The organism is Pseudomonas sp. UBA5666, assembly GCF_002420785.1.
In the GTDB taxonomy this organism is placed as follows: Bacteria; Pseudomonadota; Gammaproteobacteria; order Pseudomonadales; family Pseudomonadaceae; genus Aquipseudomonas; species Aquipseudomonas fulva.
The window spans coordinates 29,718-54,985 of the sequence record NZ_DIIQ01000050.1 but is presented as its reverse complement, the minus strand read 5'-3'; the positions used below and the strand labels follow the sequence as shown (position 1 = coordinate 54,985).

Annotated in this window: 19 protein-coding genes; 4 read left to right on the top strand and 15 right to left on the bottom strand. The window is 62.3% G+C overall.

Translation table 11 applies throughout. The features are described 5' to 3' along the window. Nucleotides 1-18 precede the first annotated feature (18 nt). Nucleotides 19-1,125 (bottom strand): DUF3800 domain-containing protein, encoded by a 1,107-nt coding sequence (locus B2Y33_RS21775; protein WP_206406087.1) that lies wholly within the window; start codon nt 1,123-1,125, stop codon nt 19-21. A gap of 463 nt (nt 1,126-1,588) precedes the next feature. Between B2Y33_RS21775 and B2Y33_RS21770 the strand changes: the two genes are divergently transcribed. Continuing rightward, nucleotides 1,589-2,587: a DUF2314 domain-containing protein gene (locus B2Y33_RS21770; protein ID WP_080992823.1), complete on the top strand. Its 999-nt coding sequence runs from the start codon at nt 1,589-1,591 to the stop codon at nt 2,585-2,587. Between the two features lie 129 nt (nt 2,588-2,716). On the opposite strand, the gene B2Y33_RS21765 is transcribed toward B2Y33_RS21770, so the two are convergent. From B2Y33_RS21765 to mtnA, 9 genes are all read right to left on the bottom strand, one after another. Then, a complete protein-coding gene (locus B2Y33_RS21765) occupies nt 2,717-3,652 on the bottom strand; it encodes an AEC family transporter (RefSeq protein WP_206406086.1) in 936 nt (311 codons plus the stop codon). 1 nt (nt 3,653) lies between these two features. Further along, nucleotides 3,654-4,529: a carboxylate/amino acid/amine transporter gene (locus tag B2Y33_RS21760; protein ID WP_027915877.1), complete on the bottom strand. Its 876-nt coding sequence runs from the start codon at nt 4,527-4,529 to the stop codon at nt 3,654-3,656. A 154-nt stretch (nt 4,530-4,683) separates the two neighbouring features. Next, complete coding sequence (gene rpsA, locus B2Y33_RS21755) at nt 4,684-6,360, bottom strand: 30S ribosomal protein S1 (RefSeq protein ID WP_003252673.1); 1,677 nt, start codon at nt 6,358-6,360, stop codon at nt 4,684-4,686. Between the two features lie 124 nt (nt 6,361-6,484). After that, nucleotides 6,485-7,171 (bottom strand): (d)CMP kinase, encoded by a 687-nt coding sequence (cmk, locus tag B2Y33_RS21750; protein WP_023533778.1) that lies wholly within the window; start codon nt 7,169-7,171, stop codon nt 6,485-6,487. Continuing rightward, nucleotides 7,168-9,375 (bottom strand): bifunctional prephenate dehydrogenase/3-phosphoshikimate 1-carboxyvinyltransferase, encoded by a 2,208-nt coding sequence (locus B2Y33_RS21745; protein ID WP_027915876.1) that lies wholly within the window; start codon nt 9,373-9,375, stop codon nt 7,168-7,170. Before B2Y33_RS21745 ends, cmk begins: the two co-directional genes overlap by 4 nt. A 110-nt stretch (nt 9,376-9,485) precedes the next feature. After that, the gene (pheA, locus tag B2Y33_RS21740) at nt 9,486-10,580 is read right to left on the bottom strand and encodes a prephenate dehydratase (protein WP_023533762.1); all 1,095 of its coding nucleotides are present in this window, start codon (nt 10,578-10,580) and stop codon (nt 9,486-9,488) included. Further along, nucleotides 10,580-11,665 (bottom strand): 3-phosphoserine/phosphohydroxythreonine transaminase, encoded by a 1,086-nt coding sequence (serC, locus tag B2Y33_RS21735; RefSeq protein WP_023533733.1) that lies wholly within the window; start codon nt 11,663-11,665, stop codon nt 10,580-10,582. Before serC ends, pheA begins: the two co-directional genes overlap by 1 nt. A 136-nt stretch (nt 11,666-11,801) precedes the next feature. After that, nucleotides 11,802-14,567, bottom strand: a complete 2,766-nt coding sequence (gyrA, locus tag B2Y33_RS21730; RefSeq protein WP_206406085.1) for a DNA gyrase subunit A — start codon at nt 14,565-14,567, stop codon at nt 11,802-11,804. A 384-nt stretch (nt 14,568-14,951) separates the two neighbouring features. Then, nucleotides 14,952-16,028, bottom strand: a complete 1,077-nt coding sequence (gene mtnA / locus B2Y33_RS21725; protein WP_028688041.1) for an S-methyl-5-thioribose-1-phosphate isomerase — start codon at nt 16,026-16,028, stop codon at nt 14,952-14,954. Nucleotides 16,029-16,388: 360 nt separating this feature from the next. Here mtnA and ubiG point away from each other — a divergent pair, with 360 nt between their 5' ends. From ubiG to B2Y33_RS21710, 3 genes are read left to right on the top strand one after another with little or no spacing between them, the layout of a single operon-like run. Then, the gene (ubiG, locus tag B2Y33_RS21720; RefSeq protein WP_023533768.1) at nt 16,389-17,087 is read left to right on the top strand and encodes a bifunctional 2-polyprenyl-6-hydroxyphenol methylase/3-demethylubiquinol 3-O-methyltransferase UbiG; all 699 of its coding nucleotides are present in this window, start codon (nt 16,389-16,391) and stop codon (nt 17,085-17,087) included. A 2-nt stretch (nt 17,088-17,089) separates the two neighbouring features. Continuing rightward, nucleotides 17,090-17,761, top strand: coding sequence for an N-acetylmuramic acid 6-phosphate phosphatase MupP (gene mupP, locus B2Y33_RS21715; protein WP_027915873.1), 672 nt, complete (start codon nt 17,090-17,092; stop codon nt 17,759-17,761). Nucleotides 17,762-17,787: 26 nt separating this feature from the next. Further along, nucleotides 17,788-18,528, top strand: coding sequence for a YciK family oxidoreductase (locus B2Y33_RS21710; protein WP_023533782.1), 741 nt, complete (start codon nt 17,788-17,790; stop codon nt 18,526-18,528). 103 nt (nt 18,529-18,631) lie between these two features. Here the strand turns inward: B2Y33_RS21710 and B2Y33_RS21705 are convergent, their stop codons facing one another. The 5 genes from B2Y33_RS21705 to B2Y33_RS21685 form a co-directional block, all read right to left on the bottom strand. Then, on the bottom strand, nt 18,632-19,417 hold the full coding sequence (locus tag B2Y33_RS21705) for a TenA family transcriptional regulator (RefSeq protein WP_027915871.1): 786 nt from the start codon (nt 19,415-19,417) through the stop codon (nt 18,632-18,634). Between the two features lie 30 nt (nt 19,418-19,447). Then, complete coding sequence (locus tag B2Y33_RS21700; RefSeq protein ID WP_027915870.1) at nt 19,448-21,904, bottom strand: EAL domain-containing protein; 2,457 nt, start codon at nt 21,902-21,904, stop codon at nt 19,448-19,450. Nucleotides 21,905-22,209: 305 nt separating this feature from the next. Next, nucleotides 22,210-22,530 (bottom strand): AtuA-related protein, encoded by a 321-nt coding sequence (locus tag B2Y33_RS21695; protein WP_027915869.1) that lies wholly within the window; start codon nt 22,528-22,530, stop codon nt 22,210-22,212. Continuing rightward, a complete protein-coding gene (locus B2Y33_RS21690; protein WP_028688046.1) occupies nt 22,527-23,891 on the bottom strand; it encodes an acyclic terpene utilization AtuA family protein in 1,365 nt (454 codons plus the stop codon). The genes B2Y33_RS21695 and B2Y33_RS21690 overlap by 4 nt, the downstream gene beginning before the upstream one ends. After that, on the bottom strand, nt 23,892-25,184 hold the full coding sequence (locus tag B2Y33_RS21685) for a CitMHS family transporter (RefSeq protein ID WP_206406084.1): 1,293 nt from the start codon (nt 25,182-25,184) through the stop codon (nt 23,892-23,894). It lies immediately after the preceding gene. Between the last annotated feature and the right edge of the window lie 84 nt (nt 25,185-25,268).

The following is a 25,268-nucleotide window of genomic DNA, read 5'->3' as shown; positions in this document are numbered from 1 at the left end:
TAGGAAACCCGGGGCGATTCAGATGTCGTACTCACCTCGACTACTGAGCATGTAAACCTCTCGGGCTTTTTTGACACGCTCAAGCAACGGCACGACCACACCTGATGCCATCTCGAGAAAGTCATTGATGTCAGCTCTTGTTTGGGGAATCTTATATCCCTTGGATGTACTCGTGATGATGACATCAGCATCTCGTAACTTTGCAATGCCGCTCGACCTCACACGCTGCTTGGACAGATCACCAAAGCCCCTCTCCTCCAGATGAGCAAGGATGTCGGCTATTGGAATGTAGTCCTTGGTCACAAACTCACTCTGGAATCTGAGGTAATCCAGAATACTGAGCTGCAAACGCTCGTCCTCGTCCGGATAAAGGCCGGCTTTATCGATGAAAATATCCGCCTGACGCAGAGCCTCCTGATGCACATGCCAGTCCGCGTAGCTGGAATCATCCATCGAGGGAGCAAGCAGCGAATTGAACTTGGGTGGCCATTCGAGAATGCCGAGCGTCTGCTCACGTAGGATCTTTTTATAGACCTCAGTAATAATGCCGACAGCTTTTTGCTCATAGAGCTGGGCCACGGACCCCGCAAAGAAATCAGCGACCTGAATCAACACATCATCCTTGCTGGATTTTGTCTGGAATGCATGATCGTCCCCGAAGAGGTCTCCCATATAGCGATCCTCAACGTAGGCCTTAAGGCTTTCCTGAAACTCAGCTCCGCCATGCTCATCTACCATCATCTGCAGACTGTGGCAGTTCGTGAAAAGTCGGTTGTAAAGCAATCCGTTGATATGCTTCACGAACGAGGTCTTGAATTGCAGCCCCCCATCTTTGTAGATGCGCTCCTTCTCCACCGCCACGAAATAGAGCTTGATCGGAAGGTTCGCCAGGTCGGTCAGAATACGAACACGTCGCTCAGCATCCTTCGCCCGCACCTTACTGGACTTGATTTCGCCCGTTTGGAAGTGCTTCCGCCGGAGCGCCTCGGCACAGTGGTAGGCATCCTGCAGATTTTTCTCAGCAACAAGAATGGAACAAATGACGAAGAAACGAGAGCTCCCGGCCTTGGATATGCCCAGATCAGAATTACCTGACTCGTCCACATAGGCGTATGTCTTATCCAATTAGATGCCTCCTCATTAATAGGTAGCCGTAGTGCTACCAGGAGCAGGTCCTTCGCTGAATATGTGGACGCGATCAGGGCTGCTTCCACTCTGGCTATGGAGACTCCATAACTAGCGGAGCTATGCAGTCGCAGTCAAGCGCTACCAACAAAATCGCATGAAAGGAGTGTAGTGTCTCTATGGATTCTATGGACCCACGCCTATGCGGTCTAGTATTGCACCGGCGTCTGAACTGAGGTGAATCAAGCCTTAGTGCCTTACCTTATAAACGTTGAATCCGGCATGCCTAGACTCTGTACGAGCTTCCGAGAAAGCCAATTCCTGCCTCCTAACCCCAGAAGAACGTTACGAAAGACTATGGCTGTGTTCAAGGCTCGCCAGCCTCTCGAACCAGCTCCCTGCTCTTCGGTCAGATGACCTTGATACTCTTCGTCATCAACGCGCACTCACACGGATGTACCCCATGACCGAGCAAATCATCTACCCGGCCGACGACAACAGCCCTGCCCTTCAAGCCGCCATCGCCAATGCACAGGCCACGTTCAAGTTCTTCTGGCGCGAGCTCTCCTGGGAGGCGCGCCGGATCATCAAGGGCCTGGAAATGGCCGCCGTGAAGATGGCTTTCCCGGTCCAGGGCAACGACCCGGAACTGCCAACCGTCGAGAACATGTGGCTCAGCGAAGTGGCGTTCGACGGCGTCTCGATCAGCGGCGTACTGCTCAACGAACCGGAATGGGCTACGGGCTTCGATGCAGCGCAGCGTGTGACGCTGCCGTTTTCGGCGCTCACTGACTGGATGTACGTGTCTGCCGGTGAGGTCTATGGAGGCTTCACCATCGATGCAATGCGCAGCGAGATGCCCGCAACCGAACGTGCTGAACACGATGCGGCGTGGGGCCTGGAATTTGGTGAGCCCGGGTTCGTGGCGCTCGTACCGGCACCCAAAGGGCAACCTCAGGTATTGCTCTCGCGGGCCCTGGATACTCCTGCTGACGCCGAAGCGCTCAAGCGGCTGGAAGAGGCTGACCATCCCATGGCCGTGAACATGGTGGCGCAGGTGCACGATGCACTGGTGCAACATCCTGCCATGGTGACCGATCCCGATGAGGGCGGTTGGTTGCTGCTGCACCGCGAAACGCTGGCGGGCAACTACCCGGTGGTGAGCGCTCTGCTTGAGCACGGGGCCGACACCTCGGCGCTCAACCCGCTGGGTCAAACGCCGTTGCAACTGGCCGAGCAGGCAGGCTGGCCGCGACTGGTGCGATTGTTGCGCGGGGAGGAGGTGCCGCTTGCAGCGCCGCACGCCCCTGCCCCGCAGGCGCGACCCGCTGAACCTGACGAGGAGCAGACGCACACCCGGCCCCACGCCCAGGCGCAGCCACAGCAAAACAGCCGGCCGCGCTGGATGATCGTGGCTGGCGTGGTAATCGTGGTGGCCTTGATCTGGCTGCTGGTGCGCTAGCGACCTACCCGGCGGTCAAGCAGCCGTGTCGGTGAGGCGTTCTGGACCAGCGCCTCACCCTCAGTGTTCAGGTCCCGGCCAGCATGTCGCTGAACGCGATCGGAATCTCTGAGCGTTCGAACCGCTCATTCACTGCGCATACCCCAAAAGGTAAAGCAGCGCCGTCAAGGTCAGCAGTGAGACCACCGTTGACCAGAGAATGGTCCTGGAGATCAAGCCCGCATCCCGGTTGTAGTACTCCGCCAGCATGAACGGCCCAGTACCGGTGGGCAGTGCAGCCAGCAGCACGGCCGAGGCGGCCCACATTTCGGGCAGGTGAAACACCTTGTACGCCAGCACCCAGGTCAGCGCCGGCTGGCCGATCAATTTCAACGCCACCAGCGGCCAGGGGCTGGCCTGTGCGCGCGGCTGTTTCTCTGCCAGAAAGGCTCCGAGCGACACCAGTGCACAGGGCGTGGTGGCCAATGCGAGCATGTCGAGCAAGTGCATCACCGGTTCGGCCAGCCCCAGCCCGGTCATGGCCCACGCTGCACCTGCCAGCGGCGCGACGACCAGCGGGTTTTTGGCCAACGCCTTGAGCACCAGACCCACGGCGCGGCCCACTTCGGGCTCATCCTGCAAGCCGATTTCGATCAGCATCAGCGACAGGGCAAATACCAGGCAGACCACAATCAACGATGAAATCAGCGCTGGTTGCAAGCCAGGCTGACCGAACAGCAGCAAGCACAAGGGAATGCCGATGTAGCCGGTGTTGGCGTAGCCGGCACTCAGCCCATCGATGCTCGACGCCACTAATCCATGGCCGCCGCGCAGCCGCCATAGCAGGGTAATCGCAAACATCGCCAGGGCCCCGGCGCCAAATGCGGCGATGAAACCAGGGTGCCAGATTTCAGCCCAGGTGGCCGTGGCGGTGACCTTGAACAGCAAGGCCGGCAGGCACAGCCAGACCACCATCTTGTTGATTTCGGCCGCTGCCTTGTCGCCCAGTTTATGGGTACGGCGGCACAGGTAGCCGACGATGATCAAGGCGAAGATCGGTGCGACAATCACGAAAACGGTGTGCATGTCAGGCTTTGCCGGGCATTGGGGCCTGTGCCCGTGCACTGAAACGACTCAACCATACCGATCCCAGAATGATGGCTCCGCCTGCCAGAAGCCGCCCAAGCGGTTCATGCTGGTTCCAGATCAGCAGGTTGAGCAGCAGCCCCACCGGCACGTGCAGGTTGTTCATCACGGCGAGCGTGCCACCCGATACCAGGCAAGCACCCTTGTTCCACCAGTACAGGCCCAGCGCCGTGGGGCACAGCCCCAGAAATACCAACACGCCCCACTGCACCGACGTGCTGGGCAGGTGTGCGCCGTTGCCGAACAACACAAACGCAGGTAGGACCACCAACAGTGCCCCCAGGTAGAAATAGCCGAACCGCGCATAGTGCGGCAGGTCACTGGGAAAACGGGCAACCAGATGCCGATACAACACTTGGCCCGCGGCATACGTGAAGTTGGCCAGCTGTAGCAACAGGAAGCCCATGAAGAATTCGCCACTGATGCTGTCGAAGCGAATCACCGCCGCGCCGGCTACGGCCACCAGCGCTGCCAGCAGCGCCCATGGGTTGAACCGCCGGTTCATGGCATCTTCGATCAGGGTCACGTGCAACGGCGTAAGAATGGTGAACAGCAATACCTCAGGTACGCTGAGCACGCGAAAGCTCAAGTAAAGGCACACGTAGGTGATGCCGTACTGCAAGGCACCTATCAGCAGCATCGAGCGGACAAAGCGCGGTTCTACCTGCCGCCATCGGGTCAACGGCAGAAAGACCAGGCCCGCCAGCACCACGCGTGCAAGCACGGCAAAATAGCTGTCGACGTGGCCGGCCAGGTACTCGCCTATCAAGCTGAAAGAGAACGCCTGGATAAGCGCAACGATGATCAGATAGCCCATGGTTGTCTCTCGAAAATCAAGGTCGGGACCTTAGCGGGTTGAGGCAAGCGAGTTCAACCACGAAAAACGTAGGGACACGCCCTAAACGAGGCGAAGATGACGCCCATAAAAAAGGGCGACCCGAGGGTCGCCCTTTTTACCGATCAAACAGAACTCAGTTCTGCTTGGCCATTGCTTCGCGCAGCAGCGCAGCCATGGTGGTATCGGCAGCCGCTTCCGGAGCGTTTTTCAGGCTCTGGATGGCTTCACGCTCTTCAGCGTCGTCTTTGGACTTGATCGACAGGCTGATGACACGCGATTTGCGGTCAACGCTGATGATCTTGGCTTCGATCTCTTCGCCTTCCTTCAGAACGTTACGCGCGTCTTCAACGCGGTCACGGCTGATTTCGGAAGCTTTCAGAGTGGCTTCGATGTCGTCGGCCAGGGTGACGATGGCACCTTTGGCGTCAACTTCTTTCACGATGCCCTTGACGATAGCGCCCTTGTCATTGACAGCAACGAAGTTGGAGAACGGATCGTCTTCCAGCTGCTTGATGCCCAGGGAGATGCGCTCGCGCTCTGGATCGACCGACAGGATGACGGTTTCCAGCTCGTCGCCCTTCTTGAAACGACGTACGGCTTCTTCGCCGGTTTCGTTCCAGGAGATGTCGGACAGGTGAACCAGGCCGTCGATGCCGCCGTCCAGACCAATGAAGATACCGAAGTCGGTGATCGACTTGATGGTACCGGTGATCTTGTCACCCTTGTTGAACTGGCCGGAGAAGTCTTCCCATGGGTTGGACTTGCACTGCTTGATGCCCAGGGAGATACGACGACGCTCTTCGTCGATGTCCAGAACCATGACTTCCACTTCGTCGCCAACCTGAACGACTTTCGACGGGTGGATGTTCTTGTTGGTCCAGTCCATTTCGGAAACGTGTACCAGACCTTCAACGCCTTCTTCCAGCTCAGCGAAGCAGCCGTAGTCGGTCAGGTTGGTTACGCGAGCCTGTACGCGAGTACCTTCTGGGTAACGGGCAGTGATAGCTACCCACGGATCTTCGCCCATCTGCTTCAGACCCAGCGAAACGCGGTTGCGCTCGCGGTCGAACTTCAGAACGCGTACGTCGACTTCGTCGCCAACGTTAACGATTTCCGATGGGTGCTTGATACGCTTCCAAGCCATGTCGGTGATGTGCAGCAGGCCGTCGATACCGCCCAGGTCCACGAATGCGCCGTAGTCGGTGAGGTTCTTGACGATACCTTTGACTTGCTGGCCTTCCTGCAGGGTTTCCAGCAGGGCTTCGCGCTCGGCGGAGTTCTCGGCTTCCAGCACGCTGCGACGGGAAACGACAACGTTGTTGCGCTTCTGGTCGAGCTTGATGACCTTGAATTCCAGCTCTTTGCCTTCCAGGTGGGTGGTGTCGCGCACTGGGCGGACATCAACCAGGGAGCCCGGCAGGAACGCACGGATGCCGTTAACGTCGACAGTGAAGCCGCCCTTAACCTTACCGTTGATAACGCCCTTGACCACTTCTTCGGCGGCGAAAGCTGCTTCCAGAACAATCCAGCACTCGGCGCGCTTGGCTTTTTCACGGGACAGCTTGGTTTCGCCAAAGCCGTCTTCGACCGCGTCCAGCGCAACGTGCACTTCGTCACCGACCTTGATGGTCAGCTCGCCAGCTTCGTTGTAGAACTGCTCGAGCGGGATGACGCCCTCGGACTTCAGGCCAGCATGTACGGTAACCCAGTCGCCGTCGATGTCGACAACGATACCGGTGATGATCGCACCCGGCTGAAGATTGAGGGTTTTCAGGCTTTCTTCAAAGAGTTCTGCAAAGCTTTCGCTCATTTTAATTCCTGTAGATTCGGGCGAAACAGACGCCCATCGCCACATTCCAGACAATGTGGGTTTCGTTTAGATAAAGGAAAGCGGGCAGGACGTTGACTGGTGCCCCTGCCTGCCTTCCTGGTTATCAGAGGAGATCGCGCAAGGCGAGCTCGCTCCTGATACGTTGCAACACCTGCTCGATGGACAACTCGGTTGAGTCCAACTGAATGGCATCGGCCGCTGGTTTGAGCGGGGCCACTGCACGTTGGGTGTCGCGCTCGTCACGCGCACGAATCTCATCCAGCAGACTCGACAGACTAACATCTTCACCCTTGCCCTTCAACTGAAGGTAACGGCGGCGGGCACGTTCCTCGGCACTGGCGGTCAGAAATACCTTCAGCGGCGCGTCCGGAAACACCACCGTGCCCATGTCACGGCCATCGGCAATCAGGCCTGGGGCCTCGCGAAAGGCGCGCTGGCGCACCAGCAGCGCATCGCGCACCGCAGGCAGCGAAGCAACCATGGAAGCACCGGCACCGACGGTCTCGGTGCGAATCACGTTGCTGACATCCTCACCCTCGAGAATGATCTGCTGCAGTTTACCGGGCTCGGCGGCAATGAATTGCACATCCAGATGGGCGGCAAGCTGAGTCAGCAACTCCTCGTTGGTCAGGTCCACGCCATGGTTGCTGGCATTGAAGGCCAGCAGACGGTACAGCGCGCCCGAATCCAGCAGCCGCCAGCCCAGCTCGCGCGCCATCAGACCGGCCACGGTCCCCTTGCCGGAACCACTGGGCCCGTCGATAGTAATGACTGGCGTCAAGGCGCTCACGACTTGCCCTCTTCGGCCACGCGGATGCCAACCTCAGCGCACAGCGACAGGAAGTTGGGGAACGAAGTGGCGACGTTGGCGCAGTCATGGATACGAATCGGCGCGCTGGCGCGCAGCGATGCGACGCTGAAGGCCATCGCGATGCGGTGGTCACCGTGCCCGTGCACCTCACCGCCGCCCAGTTGCCCGCCGTCGATGATGATGCCATCGGGGGTGGGCTCACACTGGATGCCCAAAGTGAGCAGGCCATCGGCCATCACCTGGATGCGGTCGGACTCTTTCACGCGCAGTTCTTCGGCACCGCGCAGCACGGTACGCCCTTCGGCGCAGGCAGCGGCGACGAACAGCACGGGGAATTCGTCGATGGCCAGTGGCACGAGCGCCTCCGGGATCTCGATACCCTTGAGCTTGGCACCGCGCACACGCAGGTCCGCCACCGGCTCACCGCCCACCTCACGCTGGTTCTCCAGGGTGATGTCGCCGCCCATCAAGCGCAGGATGTCGATGACGCCGGTGCGGGTCGGGTTGATGCCGACATGTTCGAGCACCAGTTCCGACCCCTCGGCAATGGATGCCGCCACCAGGAAGAACGCTGCAGACGAGATATCGGCCGGCACCTCGATGCGGGTGGCGGTGAGTTTGCCGCCGGACTGCAACGAGGCGACCGGGCCATCGGACTGCACGTGGTATCCGAAACCGCGCAGCATGCGCTCAGTGTGGTCGCGCGTTGGCGCCGGCTCGGTGACGGTGGTGCGCCCCTCGGCGTACAGGCCGGCCAGCAGCAGGCAGGATTTGACCTGGGCGCTGGCCATCGGCAGCGTGTAGGTCAGGCCCTTGAGCGGCTTGCCGCCGCGAATGGTCAGCGGCGGACGGCCTTCGGGGCCGGTCTCGACCACGGCGCCCATTTCGCGCAGCGGGTTGGCCACCCGGTTCATCGGGCGCTTGGAAAGCGAGGCGTCGCCGGTCATGGTGACGTCGAACGACTGGCCGGCCAGCAGGCCCGACAGCAGGCGCATCGAGGTGCCGGAGTTACCCACGTACAGTGGACCCGGCGGCGGCTTCAGGCCGTGCAGACCGACACCATGGATGGTCACGCGGCCCTGATGGGGGCCTTCGATGACGACGCCCATGTCGCGAAATGCCTGCAAGGTCGCCAGGGCATCTTCACCTTCGAGGAAACCCTCGACCTCGGTGGTGCCTTCGGCCAGCGAGCCGAGCATGATCGAGCGGTGGGAAATCGACTTGTCGCCCGGTACGCGGATTCGCCCGTTCAGGCGGCCACCGGGTTGGGCCAGGAAAATCAGATCGTTGGCGTTCATAGCGTCCACATAGGCCCGGCGGGCCAGGATTTTACTGAAATGCTCGCGGGCAAACCGAGCGCGGGTGAAAACACCCAGCAGCTGGTGCCCGTCCCCTTCAGCGATCGCGTCGCGCAAGGCGTCGAGATCACTGCGATATGTATCGAGTGTGCGCAGGACAGCGTCGCGGTTGGCGAGAAAGATGTCATGCCACATGGTCGGGTCGCTACCGGCGATTCTTGTGAAATCGCGAAAGCCTCCCGCAGCGTACCGGAAGATGTCCAGGTTTTCATTGCGCTTGGCCAGCGAATCGACCAGCCCGAAGGCCAGCAGGTGTGGCAAGTGGCTGGTCGCAGCCAGCACTTCGTCGTGGCGCTCGACGGGCATATGCTCAACGTCAGCCTCCAGCGTACGCCACAGGCGATCGACCAGGGCCAACGCAGCAGGGTCGGTTTCGGCCAGCGGCGTGAGGATGACCTTATGCCGACGGAACAGGCTGGCGTTGGACGCCTCCACCCCGCTCTGCTCGGAGCCGGCGATGGGGTGGCCAGGCACGAAGCGCGACAAGCGCTCGCCAAGGACCGAACGCGCTTCGCGCACGACGTTACCCTTGGCGCTGCCGACGTCAGTGATCACGGCCTCACCCAGATCGAGCCGGGCCAGGCGCGCCAGGACTTTCTCCATGGCCAGGATCGGCACGGCCAGCTGGATCACGTCGGCGCCAATGCAGGCCGTGGCCAGGTCCTCTTCGCAGCGATCGACCACGCCCAGGGCAACGGCCTGCTTGCGCGAAGGCGCATCGAGGTCGACGCCGACCACTTCGCGGCACAGGCCACTTTCACGCAGGCCTTTGGCGAACGAGCCACCGATCAGACCGAGACCGACCACCACCAGGCGGTCGATGATCGGGACGGGTTTGGTTTTTGCTGCTTTTACCACTGGTATGAACCCTGTACGAAAATCGAGGCAGTCCTTGAGGGCTTACGGGGCCATGCATCGGCCCGGAAGGTTGCGCTTCAAAGCACCGCCTTCGGATAAGACCCCAGCACTTTCAGCGCCACCGCCTCCTGGCTGATCTGTTCGAGCACTGCCTTGATCAACGGATCGCGGTGATGACCGACGAAGTCGATGAAGAAGACATACGTCCACTTGCCACTGCGCGAAGGCCGGGTCTCGATGCGGGTCAGGTCGATGCCGTTCTGGTGGAACGGCACCAACAGCTCGTGCAGGGCACCGGGCTTGTTGCTCATCGAGACGATGATCGAGGTCTTGTCGTCCCCAGTGGGCGGCACTTCCTGGCTGCCAATCATCAGGAACCGCGTGGCGTTGTCCGGGCGGTCCTCGATTTTCTCGGCAAGGCGGGTCAGCCCGTACAGGTTGGCCGCCATGTCGCCGGCGATGGCCGCCGAGTTCCACTCACCCTTGACCCGCTTGGCAGCCTCGGCGTTGCTCGACACCGCTACCCGCTCGACATTGGGGTAGTGGGCATCGAGCCACTTACGGCACTGGGCCAATGACTGGGCATGGGAGTAGATGCGGCTGATACTGTCGGTCTTGGTGTTCTCGCCCACCAGCAGATGGTGGTGAATACGCAGCTCCACTTCGCCACAGATCACCATGTCGTGCTCGAGGAAGCTGTCCAGGGTGTGGCTCACTGCGCCTTCGGTGGAGTTTTCCACCGGCACCACGCCGAAGTTCACGGCCCCGGCCGCCACTTCGCGGAACACCTCGTCGATGGCCGCCATCGGGCGGCTGACTACCGCATGACCGAAATGCTTCATGGCGGCGGCCTGGGTAAAGGTGCCTTCAGGGCCCAGGTAGGCGATCTTGAGCGGCTCTTCCAATGCCAGGCACGAGGACATGATCTCGCGGAACAGCCGCGCCATCTCCTCGTTGTCCAGCGGGCCCTTGTTGCGCTCCATCACGCGCTTGAGCACGGCAGCCTCGCGCTCGGGACGATAGAACACCGGCGCCTCGCCCTCGGCCAACGACGCCGTCTTGACCTTGGCCACTTCCTGGGCGCAGCGGGCACGCTCGCTGATCAGCTCGAGAATCTTTTCGTCGAGGCTGTCGATGCGCACACGCAGCGCCTGCAGTTCATGCTCGGACATCAACCGTGCTCCTTCTCGAATTCAGCCATGTAGGCCACCAGGGCTTCGACCGCATCCAGACCCAAGGCATTGTAGATGGATGCACGCATGCCTCCGACTGACCGGTGTCCCTTGAGGTTGAGCAGGCCACGGGCGTCGGCACCGGCCAGGAAGGCCTTGTCCAGACGCTCGTCGGCCAGGCGGAACGGCACGTTCATCCACGACCGGGCATTGACGCTGATCGGGTTGCTGTAGAACGCGCTGGCATCGATGAACCCGTACAGCAGGTCTTTCTTGGCACGGTTGCGCTGCTCCATGGCGTCCACGCCGCCCTGCTCCTTCAACCACTCGAAGACCAGGCCCGAGAGGTACCAGGCATAAGTCGCAGGCGTGTTGTACATCGAGCCATTGTCTGCCGAAACCTTGTAGTCGAGCATGGTCGGGCAGCTGCTGCGGGCATGGCCCAGCAGGTCTTCACGCACGATGACCACCACCAGCCCGCTGGGGCCGATGTTCTTCTGGGCACCTGCGTAGATCAGGCCGAACTGCGACACGTCGATGGGGCGCGAGAGAATGTCGGAGGACATGTCGACCACCAGCGGCACATCGCCGGTCTGTGGCACCCAGTCGAACTGCAGGCCACCGATGGTCTCGTTGGAGGCATAGTGCACGTAGGCTGCGTTGGCGGTCAGGTTCCATTCGTTCTGGCCAGGGATGGCCAGGTAGTCGTAGGGCTTGGCGCTGGCAGCCACGTTGACGTTGCCGAAGCGGCGCGCTTCCTCGATGGCTTTCTTCGACCAGATACCGGTCTCGATGTAGTCGGCGGTGCCGTCTTCAGGCAACAGGTTGAGCGGGATTTCGGCAAATTGCTGGCTGGCGCCGCCCTGCAGGAACAGCACCTTGTAATTGGAGGGGATGGACAGCAGGTCACGCAGGTCCTGCTCGGCCTTCTCGGCGATGGCCACGTAGTCGTCGCTGCGATGGCTCATCTCCATGACCGACAGGCCCTTGCCGTGCCAGTCCAGCATCTCGGCCTGGGCGCGCTGCAGCACAGCATCAGGAAGCGCGGCAGGGCCTGCGCAGAAGTTAAAGGCTCGTTTGCTCACATCCACTCTCGCTCTGCCAAATAGAACAACATCGTAATTCGGTGGCCCAGGCCTGCCTGGGGCCCTTGCAGGCCAAATGCCTGGCTTGATCAGTCAAACGGGGCGACCTTGGTCGCCCCGTTCGGGTTCAGCGCACTTACTCTTGCGGGGCCTCTTCGGCGCCCGCTGCATCTTGCTCGTCAGGGGCCTGGGCCTCCACGCCCTCCTCGTCAAGCTCGATGAGCGCATCGAGCTCTTCCTCGGACGGCTCCTGGATGCGCTCAAGGCCCACCAGCGTCTCGTCGGAGGCCAGCTTGATCAGCGTCACGCCCTGAGTGTTACGGCTCAGGCTGGACACCTCGCCGACCCGGGTACGTACCAGTGTGCCCTGATCGGAAATCAGCATGATTTCCTCACCTTCCTGCACCTGGATGGCGCCGATCAGCAACCCATTGCGCCCCTTGGTACCCATGGCGATCACGCCCTGGCCGCCACGGCCGCGACGAGGGAACTTGGACAGCGGGGTACGCTTGCCATAGCCACGCTCGGACGCGGTGAGGATCTGCGCACCGGACTCCGGGATCAGCATCGAGATGATCTGCTGCCCCTTGCCCAGCTTCATGCCGCGCACGCCGCGGGCGGTACGGCCCATTTCGCGCACCACGCTTTCGGCAAAGCGGATGACTTTGCCGGCGTCGGAGAACATCATCACTTCCTTGGCGCCATCGGTGATGGCCGCAGCGATCAGGGTGTCACCTTCCTTGAGCTTCAGGGCGATAAGGCCGTTGGAGCGAGGACGGGCAAACTGGACCAACGGCGTCTTCTTGACAGTGCCGGAAGCGGTGGCCATGAAGATGTAGGCGCCAGTAGGCTCTGCCGCCCACTCGGGGGTGTCGCCTTCTTCCTCGTCCACTTCCTCGACTTCGACCAGCTCGCCTTCGAGCACGGCGTCATCGGCGTCTTCGAGTTCTTCTTCAAGGTCGGCGTTCTGCTGCAAGGCCTCAAGATCGACCTGCAGCATGGCGGTGATGCGCTCACCCTCTTCCAGCGGCAGCAGGTTGACCAGCGGACGACCACGGGCAGCGCGAGATGCCTCGGGGATTTCGTAGGTCTTTTTCCAGTACACCTTGCCCTTGCTGGAGAACAGCAGCAGGGTGGCGTGACTGTTGGCGACCAACAGGTGCTCGATGTAGTCCTCGTCCTTCACGCCGGTGGCCGACTTGCCCTTGCCGCCACGGCGCTGGGCCTGGTAGGCGGACAATGGTTGGGTCTTGGCATACCCACCATGGGAAATGGTCACCACGCGCTCTTCTTCGGGGATCATGTCGCCGTAGTTGAGGTCGTGGCTGGCATTGAGGATCTCGGTGCGGCGGGCATCGCCGTACTCGGCGCGAATCGCCTCGAGCTCTTCGCGGATCACTTCCATCAGGCGCTCGGCGCTGTTGATAATGCGGATCAGCTCACCGATCTGCTCCAGGATTTCCTGGTACTCGGCCAGCAGCTTCTCGTGCTCCAGGCCAGTCAGGCGGTGCAGGCGCAGATCAAGGATCGCCTGGGCCTGTTCCGGCGACAGGTAGTACTTGCCGTCGCGCAGGCCGTATTGTTCAGGCAGGTCGGCCGGGCGGCACGAATCGGCACCGGCACGTTCGACCATGACCTGCACGGCACTCGATTCCCAGGCGGTGGATACCAGGGCTTCCTTGGCCTCCGACGGGGTGGGCGAGGCCTTGATCATCGCGATGACCGGGTCGATGTTGGACAGCGCAACCGCCTGGCCTTCGAGGATGTGGCCGCGCTCACGCGCCTTGCGCAGTTCGAACACGGTGCGCCGGGTGACCACTTCGCGGCGGTGGCGCACGAAGGCTTCGAGCAGGTCCTTGAGGTTGAGCAGGCGCGGACGGCCATCGACCAGGGCCACGACGTTGATGCCGAACACGCTCTGCAGCTGGGTCTGCGAGTACAGGTTGTTGAGCACCACCTCCGGCACCTCGCCGCGACGCAGCTCGATGACGATGCGCATGCCGTCCTTGTCGGACTCGTCGCGCAGCTCGGTGATGCCCTCGATCTTCTTCTCTTTGACCAGCTCGGCGATCTTCTCGATCAGGCGCGCCTTGTTCAACTGGTACGGCAGCTCGGTCACCACGATCTGCTGACGACCGCCCACCTTGTCGATGTCTTCGATCTGGGAGCGGGCCCGCATGTAGATGCGGCCACGGCCGGTGCGGTAGGCCTCGATGATGCCCTGGCGGCCGTTGATCAGGCCTGCGGTAGGGAAATCGGGACCGGGGATGTGCTGCATCAGCTCATCGATGGTGACGTCCGGGTTGTCGATCAGCGCCAGGCAGCCATCGATGACTTCGCCCAGGTTGTGCGGCGGAATGTTGGTGGCCATGCCCACGGCGATGCCGCTGGAACCATTGACCAGCAGGTTGGGAATACGCGTCGGCATGACCGCCGGGATCTGCTCGGTGCCGTCGTAGTTGGGCACCCAGTCGACGGTTTCCTTGTGCAGGTCGGCCAGCAGCTCATGAGCCAGCTTGGCCATGCGCACTTCGGTGTATCGCATGGCCGCGGCGTTGTCGCCGTCCACCGAACCGAAGTTGCCCTGGCCGTCGACCAGCAGGTAGCGCAGCGAGAAAGGCTGGGCCATACGCACGATGGTGTCGTAGACCGCAGTGTCGCCGTGCGGGTGGTACTTACCGATCACGTCACCGACCACACGGGCGGATTTCTTGTACGGCTTGTTCCAGTCGTTGCCCAGTTCGCTCATCGCAAAGAGAACGCGGCGATGCACGGGCTTCAAGCCGTCACGCGCATCGGGCAGCGCTCGCCCGACAATCACGCTCATCGCGTAGTCGAGGTAAGACTGTCTCAGTTCGTCTTCGATATTGACCGGGAGGATTTCTTTGGCCAGTTCGCCCATGAGAAGCCTGATTCCTTTTTCTGGTGAAACTTCGCAGCGCCATCAAGGGCCGAACGAAGCTCGCCGCCGCAGTGCACTCGCCTGCGACGACTTACGACAAATCAATGAGTTGTGCCATGGATCTGCGCAATGAAGACCGCCGCACAGCGGGGTCTTGGAAACTGCCGGATATTACCACAACGGCAGGGGTAGTGGGAGATGCGGCAAGTGGCCAGCCGGGCCGAGAATTCATGCCCTGGCCGAGCGGTGCACGCCGGGGTGAACGGTAGCCGCGAGCCCCACAGGCCCGCGCTCGACAGCGCGCCGGGCAGGTGCGCCTGGGCGCGTGTAAACACCTGCTAGGACAGCGGGCTATGGCGCACGAAGGGTCTGCTGCGCCGCCCTTCAGTGAAGGCGCTTGCGGCACATCATCTGCGCCAGCTTGGCCGTATCCGGGCGTTCGATGATGCCGCGCTCGGTCACGATCACATCAATCAGGTCCGCCGGGGTCACGTCGAAGACCGGATTGAATACCTCCACCTCCGGTGCCACCCGCGTGCCGGCATAGTCGAGCAGTTCATCCGGCTCGCGCTCTTCAAGCGGGATGTCGTCCCCCGTCTCCAGGTTCAGGTCGATACTGCTGCTCGGGGCCACCACCATGAAGCGCACACCATGGTGCATGGCGCTGACCGCCAGTTGATAAGTGCCGATCTTGCTGGCCACATCCCCATTGGCAGCGATGCAATCAGCGCCGACCACGACCCAGGTGATGCCCTTGGTCTTCATCAAGTGCGCCAGGGCCGAATCGGCGCACAGGGTGACCGGCAGGCCTTCGTTGGCCAGCTCCCAGGCCGTGAGCCGCGATCCCTGGAGCCACGGGCGAGTTTCCCCGGCGTACACCCGCTCCACCATGCCTTCCAGAAAGCCTGCGCGAATCACCCCCAGCGCGGTTCCGAAACCGCCGCTGGCCAAGGCGCCGGCATTGCCGTAGGTCAGCAGCGTCTGGGCATTGCCCTGGTGTCGGCGGATCAGTTCGGTGCCGTGCTGGGCCATGGTCAGGTTGGCCTCGCGATCGCTTTCGTGAATGGCCAGCGCCTCGGCTTCCAGTGCGCCCAGCACGTTCTCGTCGGGACGCAGGCGTTGCAGGCGCTCGCGCATCCGGTTCAAGGCCCAGAACAGGTTGGCTGCGGTAGGGCGCGCCTCGGCCAGGAGCATGAAATCCTCTTCGAGGTCCATCTCCCAGTCGCCACCTTCTGCCAGACGCTCCTCGGCGGCCAGTACCAGCCCATACGCGGCCACGATACCGATGGCCGATGCGCCGCGCACGGCCATGTCGCGAATGGCGGTGGCCACCTGGGCGACAGTGTCGCAGGCCAGCCAGTGTTCCTGGGACGGCAGCAGGCGCTGGTCGAGCAGATGCAGAACGCCGCCCTGCCAGCGGATTCCGGTCACCTTCTCGGCCGCCAAAAGTTGCTCGCGCATCACCTCTCCCCGTCGTTCGCGTATCAAAAGCCGGCGATTATAGCGACCCGGCGCCCCGAGCGCTCGGGTATACTTCGGCCTTTTCCAGCGCAAGCTGCGCGCCGCAGACATCCGGCAGCACAAGCAAGGTTGGGCACAGCGTCGCTGGCCGAGGCGCCATCGCCGCCCCCCCTCTGGCATGGGCCTACTCGGCCACGCACAGAAAACCACCGTACTGCCCGACAGGCAAAAGGCCCACGGCGTGTGCACGAGCCCGGCCTGAACGCCGTGCGAACGCTTGGGCCAACGCCACCGTCTGTATGTCATGTACCTTGCAGCTTGCCACGTGAAGCTGATTCCCACGTTTCTGAGGACTGTTCAATGAGCAACGTCGACCGCGCTGAAATCGCCAAATTCGAAGCGCTGGCCCACCGCTGGTGGGACCGCGAGAGCGAGTTCAAGCCGCTGCACGATATCAACCCGCTGCGCGTCAACTGGATCGACGAGCGCGCCCATCTGGCTGGCAAGAAAGTGCTGGACGTGGGTTGCGGCGGCGGCATCCTCAGCGAAGCCATGGCCCTGCGCGGCGCCTCGGTGACCGGCATCGACATGGGCGAGGCGCCCCTGGCCGTCGCCCGCCTGCATCAACTGGAATCGGGCGTGGAGGTCGAATACCGTCAGGTCACGGCCGAGGCCCTGGCCGAAGAAATGCCCGGTGCCTTCGACGTGGTCACCTGCCTTGAGATGCTCGAGCACGTACCTGACCCGTCATCGGTAATCCGCGCTTGCTACCGCATGGTCAAGCCAGGCGGCCAGGTGTTCTTCTCCACCATCAACCGCAACCCCAAGGCCTACCTGCTGGCCATCGTCGGCGCCGAGTACATCCTCAAGATGCTGCCGCGCGGGACCCATGACTTCAAGAAGTTCATCCGCCCTTCCGAGCTGGGTGCCTGGAGCCGCGTCGCCGGCCTTGAGGTCAAGGATATCATCGGCCTGACCTACAACCCGCTGACCAAGCACTACAAGCTCAGCAGCGACGTGGATGTCAACTACATGATCCAGACCCTGCGCGAGGAATGAGCATGCGCCTGCGAGCGGTACTCTTCGACATGGACGGCACCTTGCTGGACACGGCGCCCGATTTCATCGCCATCTGCCAGGCCATGCTCGCCGATCGAGGCCTGCCGGCCGTCGACGACGAGCTGATCCGGGGTGTGATCTCCGGTGGTGCTCGCGCCATGGTGGCCGCCACCTTCGCCATGGACCCGCAGGCCGAGGGTTTCGAAGCCCTGCGCCTGGAGTTCCTGGAGCGCTACCAGCGCGACTGCGCCGTGCATACCCGCCTGTTCGATGGCATGAGCGAGCTGCTGGAGGACATCGAGCGAGGCAAGCTGCTGTGGGGCGTGGTCACCAACAAGCCGGTGCGCTTCGCCGAGCCGATCATGCAGCGCCTGGGCCTGGCCGAGCGTTCGGCCTTGCTGATCTGCCCGGATCATGTAAAGAACAGCAAACCCGACCCGGAGCCGCTCATCCTGGCCTGCAAGACCCTGGCGCTGGACCCTGCCAGTGTGCTGTTCGTCGGTGACGACCTGCGCGATATCGAATCCGGCCGAGATGCTGGCACCCGCACCGCCGCGGTACGCTTCGGCTACATCCATCCCGAGGACAACCCCAACAACTGGGGTGCCGACGTAGTGGTGGACAGCCCGCAGGACCTGCGTAAAGTCATCGACAGTGCCCTGTGTGGTTGCTGATCACCGCTAACGCCAAAGGATCTGACATGTTCGAATACACTGCCCGCCCCGACCTGCTCAAAGGCCGGGTCATCCTGGTCACCGGTGCCGGGCGCGGCATCGGTGCTGCCGCGGCCAAGGCCTACGCCGCCCTGGGCGCCACGGTGCTGTTGCTCGGCAAGACCGAAGCGAACCTCAATGCGCTCTATGACGAGATCGAAGCGGCCGGGCATCCCCAGCCTGTGGTGATCCCGTTCAACCTGGAAACCGCCTTGGCCCATCAGTACGACGAGCTGGCGGTCATGATCGAGGAACAGTTCGGGCGCCTGGACGGGTTGCTCAACAACGCCTCGATCATCGGCCCACGCACGCCCATGGAACAGTTGTCGGGCGACAACTTCATGCGCGTCATGCACATCAACGTCAATGCCACCTTCATGCTCACCAGCACCCTGCTGCCGCTGCTCAAGCAGTCCGAAGACGCTTCGGTAGTGTTCACCAGCAGCAGTGTCGGGCGCAAGGGCCGCGCCTATTGGGGCGCCTACGGCATCTCCAAGTTCGCCACCGAAGGCATGATGCAGACCCTGGCCGACGAACTCGAAGGGGTGGCGCCGGTGCGCTCCAACAGCATCAACCCGGGCGCGACGCGTACGGCCATGCGCGCGCAGGCCTACCCGAGCGAGAACCCCCAGGACAACCCGCTGCCCGAGCAAATCATGCCGGTCTACCTCTATCTGATGGGGCCTGACAGCAAGGATGTGAACGGGCAGGCATTCAACGCCCAGTGAACGGCTCGTCTACCTGAGGCCGCCTTGCGCGTTCTCGGCCGTTTCGCAGCCCATCGCCGGCGTATCGGCGATGGGCTGAGCCTGCATCACGACAGGCGCGCAATCACCCCGCCGCCAACGCCGGGCTCGCCCGCTCGTGCTGGGTGGTTTCAAGTTGCATGCACCGCTCCAGGAACAGGTACATGCAGTCATAGCTCTTGCAGATGGCCCGGCGCAATTCGGTGCGCAAGGCCATGCTCGGGTTCTCGCCTACCAGCGTACAGATGATCTCCAGCGCCTCCCACGGGTGGGTGTCGTCATACTGCGCGTGCATCTTGAGCCACTTCATGGCCCGCTTGCGCTGCTCTTCCGGGAAGCCCATCGCGTAGGTGTCGGTGGAACACACCACCGCCGACCACTCCCCGGTGGCTCCTTCGATGGCATAGTTGGTGGCGGCCATGGCAATGGCCAGGTTTTCCGTGGCACACACACGCCAGCACCAATCGTTGAGGCCATTGAGCTCAGGCGGCACATCCTGAGCCTGCAGGTCGTGCAGGTGAATGCCGTGGGCGTGGGCCCAGTTCACCCAGTAATCGGCATGGTTAAGCTCCACGCGGATATTGCGCATCAACCAGCGCCGCGCCATGTCCTCGCCTGGGTGCCGGCCATAACGGGTCTTGGTGAGGTTATGGGCCATGTACAACGAGAACTGCTCGACCACCGGCCAGCCGCCGATCAGGTACTGGCGAATGGTCGCTTGCTTCAATTTGCCGTCACGCAGACGTCGATACACCTCATGGTCAACCACTCGCTGCTTGCTCTCATGGCAATCGGCAAGCAGTTGCTGGGCCCATTTGGGGTAACTGGCCGGGTCCATCAATGGCCCGATACGAACGAATGCATCAATCACTGTCTACTCCTTGTTCCTTGTGATTTCCAGCTAACGAAAGGTGCCAGGCGCCCGCTGCAACAGAGGCCGGGCGGCAATCCGTTGGCGATGCAGACTGTCACATGTGAATACCTGGGGCCGCTCGATCAGATAGCCCTGGGCGTAATCGACACCAATTTCCTGTAGCGCTTGTTCGATCATGGGTGTTTCCACGAATTCTGCAATGGTGCGCTTGCCCATGACATGGCCAATATGGTTGATGACCTCCACCATGGCCCGATTGACCGGATCGTCCAGCATGTCCTTGACGAAGCTGCCGTCGATCTTGAGGAAGTCGACGGGCAGATGCTTGAGGTAGGCGAACGATGACATGCCTGCACAGAAATCATCCAGTGAAAAACGACAACCCAGGCCTTTTAGCTCGTTGATGAAGCGAATGGCGCTGCCCAGGTTGGCAATGGCGCTGGTTTCGGTGATCTCGAAGCAGATCATGCGCGGAGGAATGGCATATTCGGCGAACAGGCGCTGCAGGTATTCGAGGAACTTGTCATCGCCGATGCTTGCACCGGACAGGTTGATGGCGCAGGTCGACAGCGGCCCCTGGTGGCCTGCATCCAGGCATTGGCGGATGATGATGAAGACGTTGCGCACTACCCAGCGATCGAGCGCGGTAATCAGCCCGTAGCGCTCGGCAGCCGGGATGAAGCTGTTGGGGAGTATGGTGCGCCCGCTTTCATCGTGCAGGCGCAACAGGATTTCGATGTGGCCGGGCCCCTCGAAAGCCTTCAACGGCGCGATCTCCTGGGCGTACAGGCAGAACCGGTTCTCTTCCAGGGCCACGTGCAAGCGCTGAATCCAGGCCATCTCGCCAAACCGAATGGACAGCTCGCTGTCATCGGCGTGGTACACCTGAACCCGGTTGCGCCCCTTTTCCTTGGCCATGTAGCAGGCCATGTCAGCAGCCCGCAGTGATGCCTCGAGGGTGCCGGGGGCCTGAGCGATATGCACCAGCCCGATGCTGACCGTGGTCACGAACGGCCGGCCTTTCCACACGAAATGCAGGCTCTGGACGGTCTGGCGTAACTGCTCGGCAATCCGCTCGGCCTGCTCGGACGGGCAATTCTCCAGCAACACGCCAAACTCATCGCCCCCCAGCCGCGCCAGCGTGTCACCTTCTCGCAGGCCCGATTGCAGCACGGCGCAAATGTGCCGAAGCAGCTCATCCCCGGCGGCATGGCCGCACGTATCATTGACCAGCTTGAACTGATCCAGGTCCAGGAACATCAGTGAATGCCGCCCAGGCTGGCGCGCCAGCGCATTGAGCGCCTGCTCCAGCCGGTATTCGAACTCGCGACGGTTGGCCAGGCCTGTCAGCGCATCGTGCGTGGCCTGCCAGGAGAGGTTGGCGATGTACTGGCGCTCCTGGGTCATGTCGTGCAGCACCAGCACGATGCCATTGACCTGTCCGTCATTGACAATGGACGAGCCCACCAGGTTGATCGACACCGTGCTGCCGTCCAGGCGCTGAATCAGGCGGGCATGTTCGGCGCCCCCTTTCAAACTGCCACTGAGCACCTGCTCCACCAGGCTGCGGCCCTCGTCCACGTCGTGCTCGTCCACCAGGGTGAACAGGGCCGACAACGGCAGGCCCAGGGCCTGGGCGGCCTTCCAGTGGGTCAGCTGCTCGGCCGCCGGGTTCATGTAGCCGATCAAGCCCTCCACATCCGTGGTGATTACCGCGTCACCGATAGCCTGCAAAGTGATCTGCGCACGCTCCTTTTCTTCCTCCAGCGCGTTGGCAAACGCCTGGCGCTGGGCCAGCAGTTTGCTGGAGCGCCGCCAGGCGATGGTGATCAGGATCATCGCAGTCAGCAGGTTGGTGATCAGCAGCACCCGCAGCAGGACGCGCGACCCCTCGCCCAGGGCATCGCTGAACGCCTTGGCAGCCGGCGTCACCCCCTCGTTGATGGTGGCAATGCGGCTTTTCCAGGCACGAATCACCTGCTCATCGACCGGCCCGCTGGCGAAGCGCTGGTGCATCTCGCCTGCCAGCACGTTCAGCTTGGCCAGGTAATCGTCGCCGATGTCCCAGTAATTGATGGCTGTCTGCAGGTAGCTGACAGTACGAAAGTGGCGGTAGAACCAGATGATGCGTTGCACGTCGTCGGGGTGGTTGCCACCTTGCAGGACGGCCTGGCGCACCGCCTCCAGGTCCAGATTCGACTGATCCATGAGCTTGCGCGCGCGGTGATCGCCCTGGGGCACCACGATGGCCTGCTGGTAGCGGCCATAGGTGGCTTCGTCGCGCGTGGTGGCGTACAGGTTGAGGTAGTAGATGGCGTCTTTTTGCGCCTTTGACCACAAGCTTTCGCCCGCCACGTAGGCACGCACGGCAGAAAGCGTGTAGAGGCTGAGGCTGCCAAGGGCGACCTGGAAAACCACCACGGCGATGAATGGCCAGGTGAGCCCGAGGAGCTTGGGCGCTTCTTGAGTGCGATGTCCCTTCATGGAGTCCCTGTCACAGAGCAGATAAGGCGCGAATCAACCCAGACAAAGCACAGCGTAGGCCATCTGCCATTAACGCGATGAAAATTTAGGGGCCCGATTTCAGTCAATGATAGCCGCCGCGCCTGCTGCCTGCAGGGCGCAGCGTCTGGTTCGCCGGTTTGAGCGTGGCGCGGTGCTGGACCCATTGTCGCAGACACCGCACGGACCCCGTCAATCACGTCATGCCAGCCTGGTTTTTGGCCCACTCAAGTGCGCACCGCAGGGGCCGGGCTTGACCCGTGTGCACGGCGCGGGCCGACCGCTTGTCAGAGTTCGAGATCCAGCAGCGCCGCCCCCAGCGTCTTGCCATGGGCATCCAAGGCCAACGATCGGGTCACACCGCCACGCAGGATGCCGGGCAGCACGAAGTTCAACGCCCCGAGCTGCGCCAGCTCGTACCGGCGAACGGGGGGGCCTGCCGGGTCCAGCAGCTCGGCAAAGTGGGCCGTGACGCGCTCTACCGTCAGCCACTGGGCCAGGCGCGGGTAGTCAGCCGAATCAAAGGCGATTACCGAGATGTTCGACGTGTCGCCCTTGTCGCCAGTACGGCTGTGGGCTATATCGCGCAATTTCGTGTGGGTACTCATGCCACCTCCTCCAGATGCACCTGCAAGGCGACCGCGTCCCTGGGCAGCAACAGCGAAGCCACCGCCACCACCTGACGCACCGACTTGCTCGCTCCACCGCCGCCATAGGGGCCGTTGGTGTAGAGGGTTTCCACCTCGTTGCCGATGCGCACCGCATCATTTTTGGTGGCGCAGCGCGCCGCCACACGCAGCCGCACCTCCCAGGGCTCGCCCTGGGCGCGCTGGGCCAGGTCGTCACCGTGCAAGGCGCTGACGCCTATCAGCTCGCTGCGTATATCGTCGCAGGCCACACCGGTCAGTTGCAGGCGCTTGCGTACGATCGCTTCGGCCAGGCGCCCGCGGGCCACCGCACCAGGGCCGCCATAGGACATCTGCCCTTCGCCGATCCAACCGTCGAGAAAACCCACCGACACCTTCAACGCCTCCGGGCGCGCGCGCCCACTGGCGCCTCGCACCTGGACCTCATCTTGATCCAGGGCCTGAAACGTCACCTGACTGAAATCAGCCGTCACATCGGGCGTAAGGTAAGCGGCCGGATCATGCACTTCGTACAACAGTTGCTCGGTGCAGGTAGCGGTATCGATGCGCCCGCCGGAACCGGCCACCTTGCTGATCACCGCATGGCCCATGGCATCGATTTCGGCCAGCGGGAAGCCGAGGCGGTCGAGTTCGGGCACTTCCTTCACCCCGGGGTCGGCGAAGTAGCCGCCGCTGATTTGCCCTGCGCATTCGAGCAGGTGCCCGACCAGGGTGCCGCGCCCCAGTAGCGTCCAGTCGTCGACGCGCCAGCCGAACTCGAACAGCTGCGGTGCGAGAAACAGCGACGGATCGGCCACACGGCCGGTGACCACGATATCTGCATCGGCCTGCAAGGCCTGCACGATACCCTCTGCGCCCACATAAGCGTTGGCTGAAATCAATCGATCGCCCAGTTCAGAGAGGGTGGCACCGTTGTCGAGGGTCTGCTCGGGCCATTGCTGCAAGGTGGCGAGCACATCGTCGCCGGTCAGCGCCGCCACTTTGATACCAGGCAAGCCAAGCTCAGCCGCGATGCGGCGGATTTCAGAGGCCGCGCCCAGTGGGTTGGCCGCACCCATGTTGGTGATGATGCGCAGGCGCCGCCGCGTGCCGTCGGCCCCTGGACCTACGTAAGGCAGCACGCGGCGCATGCGCTCGCCCAGCAAGGGGTCGAAACCACCGTGCGGGTCCAGCAACCGCGCTTGCTGCGCCAGGGCGATGGTGCGCTCGGCCAGGCATTCGAACACCAGGTAGTCCAGTTCACCCTGTTGCGCCAACTCGATGGCCGGCTCGATGCGGTCGCCCGAATAACCGGCGCCAGCGCCGATGCGTATGGTCTTCATCTAGAAAACTCCAATGACCAGGGCGGTCAAGGTCATCAGAACCGAGGCCGCGAACAGGAAAGGGATGGTGAAGCGCTGGTGATCGGCCAGTTCGATCTTGCACAGGCCAACCAGCAGGAAGGTCGCGGGGGTCAGTGGACTGACCGGAAAACCCGTGGTGTGCACGCCCAGAAGCGAAGCCTGGGCTACTTGCATCGGGTCCACGCCCAGGGCTCTGCCAACCTCGGCGACCACCGGCATGATGCCGAAGTAGAACGAATCCGGGTCGAACAGCAGGCTCAGGGGCATGGAAAGAAAACCGACTACCGCAGGAATCAGTTGGCCATGCCCTGCAGGAATCTGCCCCACCGCCACCTCGGCCATCGCTTTGAGCATGCCGGTGCCTTGCATGATGCCGGTGAAGACGCCCGCGGCCAGAAGAATGCTGGCAATGGTCAGCGCGGTCTTGGCATGGGCGTCGATGCGCGCCCGCTGCGCGTCCACGTTGGGGTAGTTCAGGCACAAGGCGAGCACGGTACCGACCATGAACATCACCACCGGGTCCACCACCCCTGCGATCATTACGCCCATCACCACCAGGGTCAGCAGCAAATTGGGCCAGAACATGCGCGGCTTGCGCAGCTCGCGTTCGGCGTCAGTCAGCACACGCTGGTGAGGGGTGACGTCGAGCGCGTCCCGGCCCAGACCCAGGCGCCGTTCTTCGCGTCGCCCAAGCCAGTAGGCACAGGCGAAGACGAAGATCAGCCCGACGATCTGCACCGGAATCAGCGGCTGAAACAGGTCAGCCACCGGCACGTGCAGCGCTGCCGATGACCGCAGCACCGGGCCGGTCCAGGGCAGGAAGTTGACCCCGGCCGCCATGGCCGTGACGCAGGCCAGGATGCGCTTGTCCATGCCCAGGCGGGTGTACAGCGGCAGCATCGCGGGGATGGTCACCAGGAAGGTCACTGCGCCCGAACCGTCCAGGTGCACCAGCAGGGCCAGCAGGGCCGTGCCCATGACGATGCGCGTCGGGCGTGTGCCGACGCGCTTGAGGATGCGGTCGATGATCGGGTCGAGCATGCCGGCGTCGGTCATGATGCCGAAGAACAGGATGGCAAAAACGAACATGCCCACGACCGGGGCGACGTTCTTGATGCCGGTGATGATGAAGCCGCTGGTTTGCAGGCCGAAGCCACCGAGCAACGCCGCGATGATGGGCAGGGCGATCAGGGCGACCAGGGGGGAGATGCGTTTGCTCATGATGCTCACGAGCATGCACAGGACAGTAGCGACACCGAGGGTGGCGAGCATGGGGTTTCCTCTTCGGGCTCAGGTCCGCGGTTGCGAGAGAAGGCCCTGTTGTTGTTTTGCAAGAGTAATAACAACGGCGTTAGG

Coding starts and splice junctions, on each gene's coding strand:
- B2Y33_RS21770 (WP_080992823.1), top strand. CDS start 1,589: ATGACCGAGCAAATCATCTACCCGGCCGACGACAACAGCCCTGCCCTT.
- B2Y33_RS21765 (WP_206406086.1), bottom strand. CDS start 3,652: ATGCACACCGTTTTCGTGATTGTCGCACCGATCTTCGCCTTGATCATC.
- B2Y33_RS21760 (WP_027915877.1), bottom strand. CDS start 4,529: ATGGGCTATCTGATCATCGTTGCGCTTATCCAGGCGTTCTCTTTCAGC.
- rpsA (WP_003252673.1), bottom strand. CDS start 6,360: ATGAGCGAAAGCTTTGCAGAACTCTTTGAAGAAAGCCTGAAAACCCTC.
- pheA (WP_023533762.1), bottom strand. CDS start 10,580: ATGTCCGAGCATGAACTGCAGGCGCTGCGTGTGCGCATCGACAGCCTC.
- gyrA (WP_206406085.1), bottom strand. CDS start 14,567: ATGGGCGAACTGGCCAAAGAAATCCTCCCGGTCAATATCGAAGACGAA.
- mtnA (WP_028688041.1), bottom strand. CDS start 16,028: ATGCGCGAGCAACTTTTGGCGGCCGAGAAGGTGACCGGAATCCGCTGG.
- ubiG (WP_023533768.1), top strand. CDS start 16,389: ATGAGCAACGTCGACCGCGCTGAAATCGCCAAATTCGAAGCGCTGGCC.
- mupP (WP_027915873.1), top strand. CDS start 17,090: ATGCGCCTGCGAGCGGTACTCTTCGACATGGACGGCACCTTGCTGGAC.
- B2Y33_RS21710 (WP_023533782.1), top strand. CDS start 17,788: ATGTTCGAATACACTGCCCGCCCCGACCTGCTCAAAGGCCGGGTCATC.
- B2Y33_RS21700 (WP_027915870.1), bottom strand. CDS start 21,904: ATGAAGGGACATCGCACTCAAGAAGCGCCCAAGCTCCTCGGGCTCACC.
- B2Y33_RS21695 (WP_027915869.1), bottom strand. CDS start 22,530: ATGAGTACCCACACGAAATTGCGCGATATAGCCCACAGCCGTACTGGC.
- B2Y33_RS21690 (WP_028688046.1), bottom strand. CDS start 23,891: ATGAAGACCATACGCATCGGCGCTGGCGCCGGTTATTCGGGCGACCGC.
- B2Y33_RS21685 (WP_206406084.1), bottom strand. CDS start 25,184: ATGCTCGCCACCCTCGGTGTCGCTACTGTCCTGTGCATGCTCGTGAGC.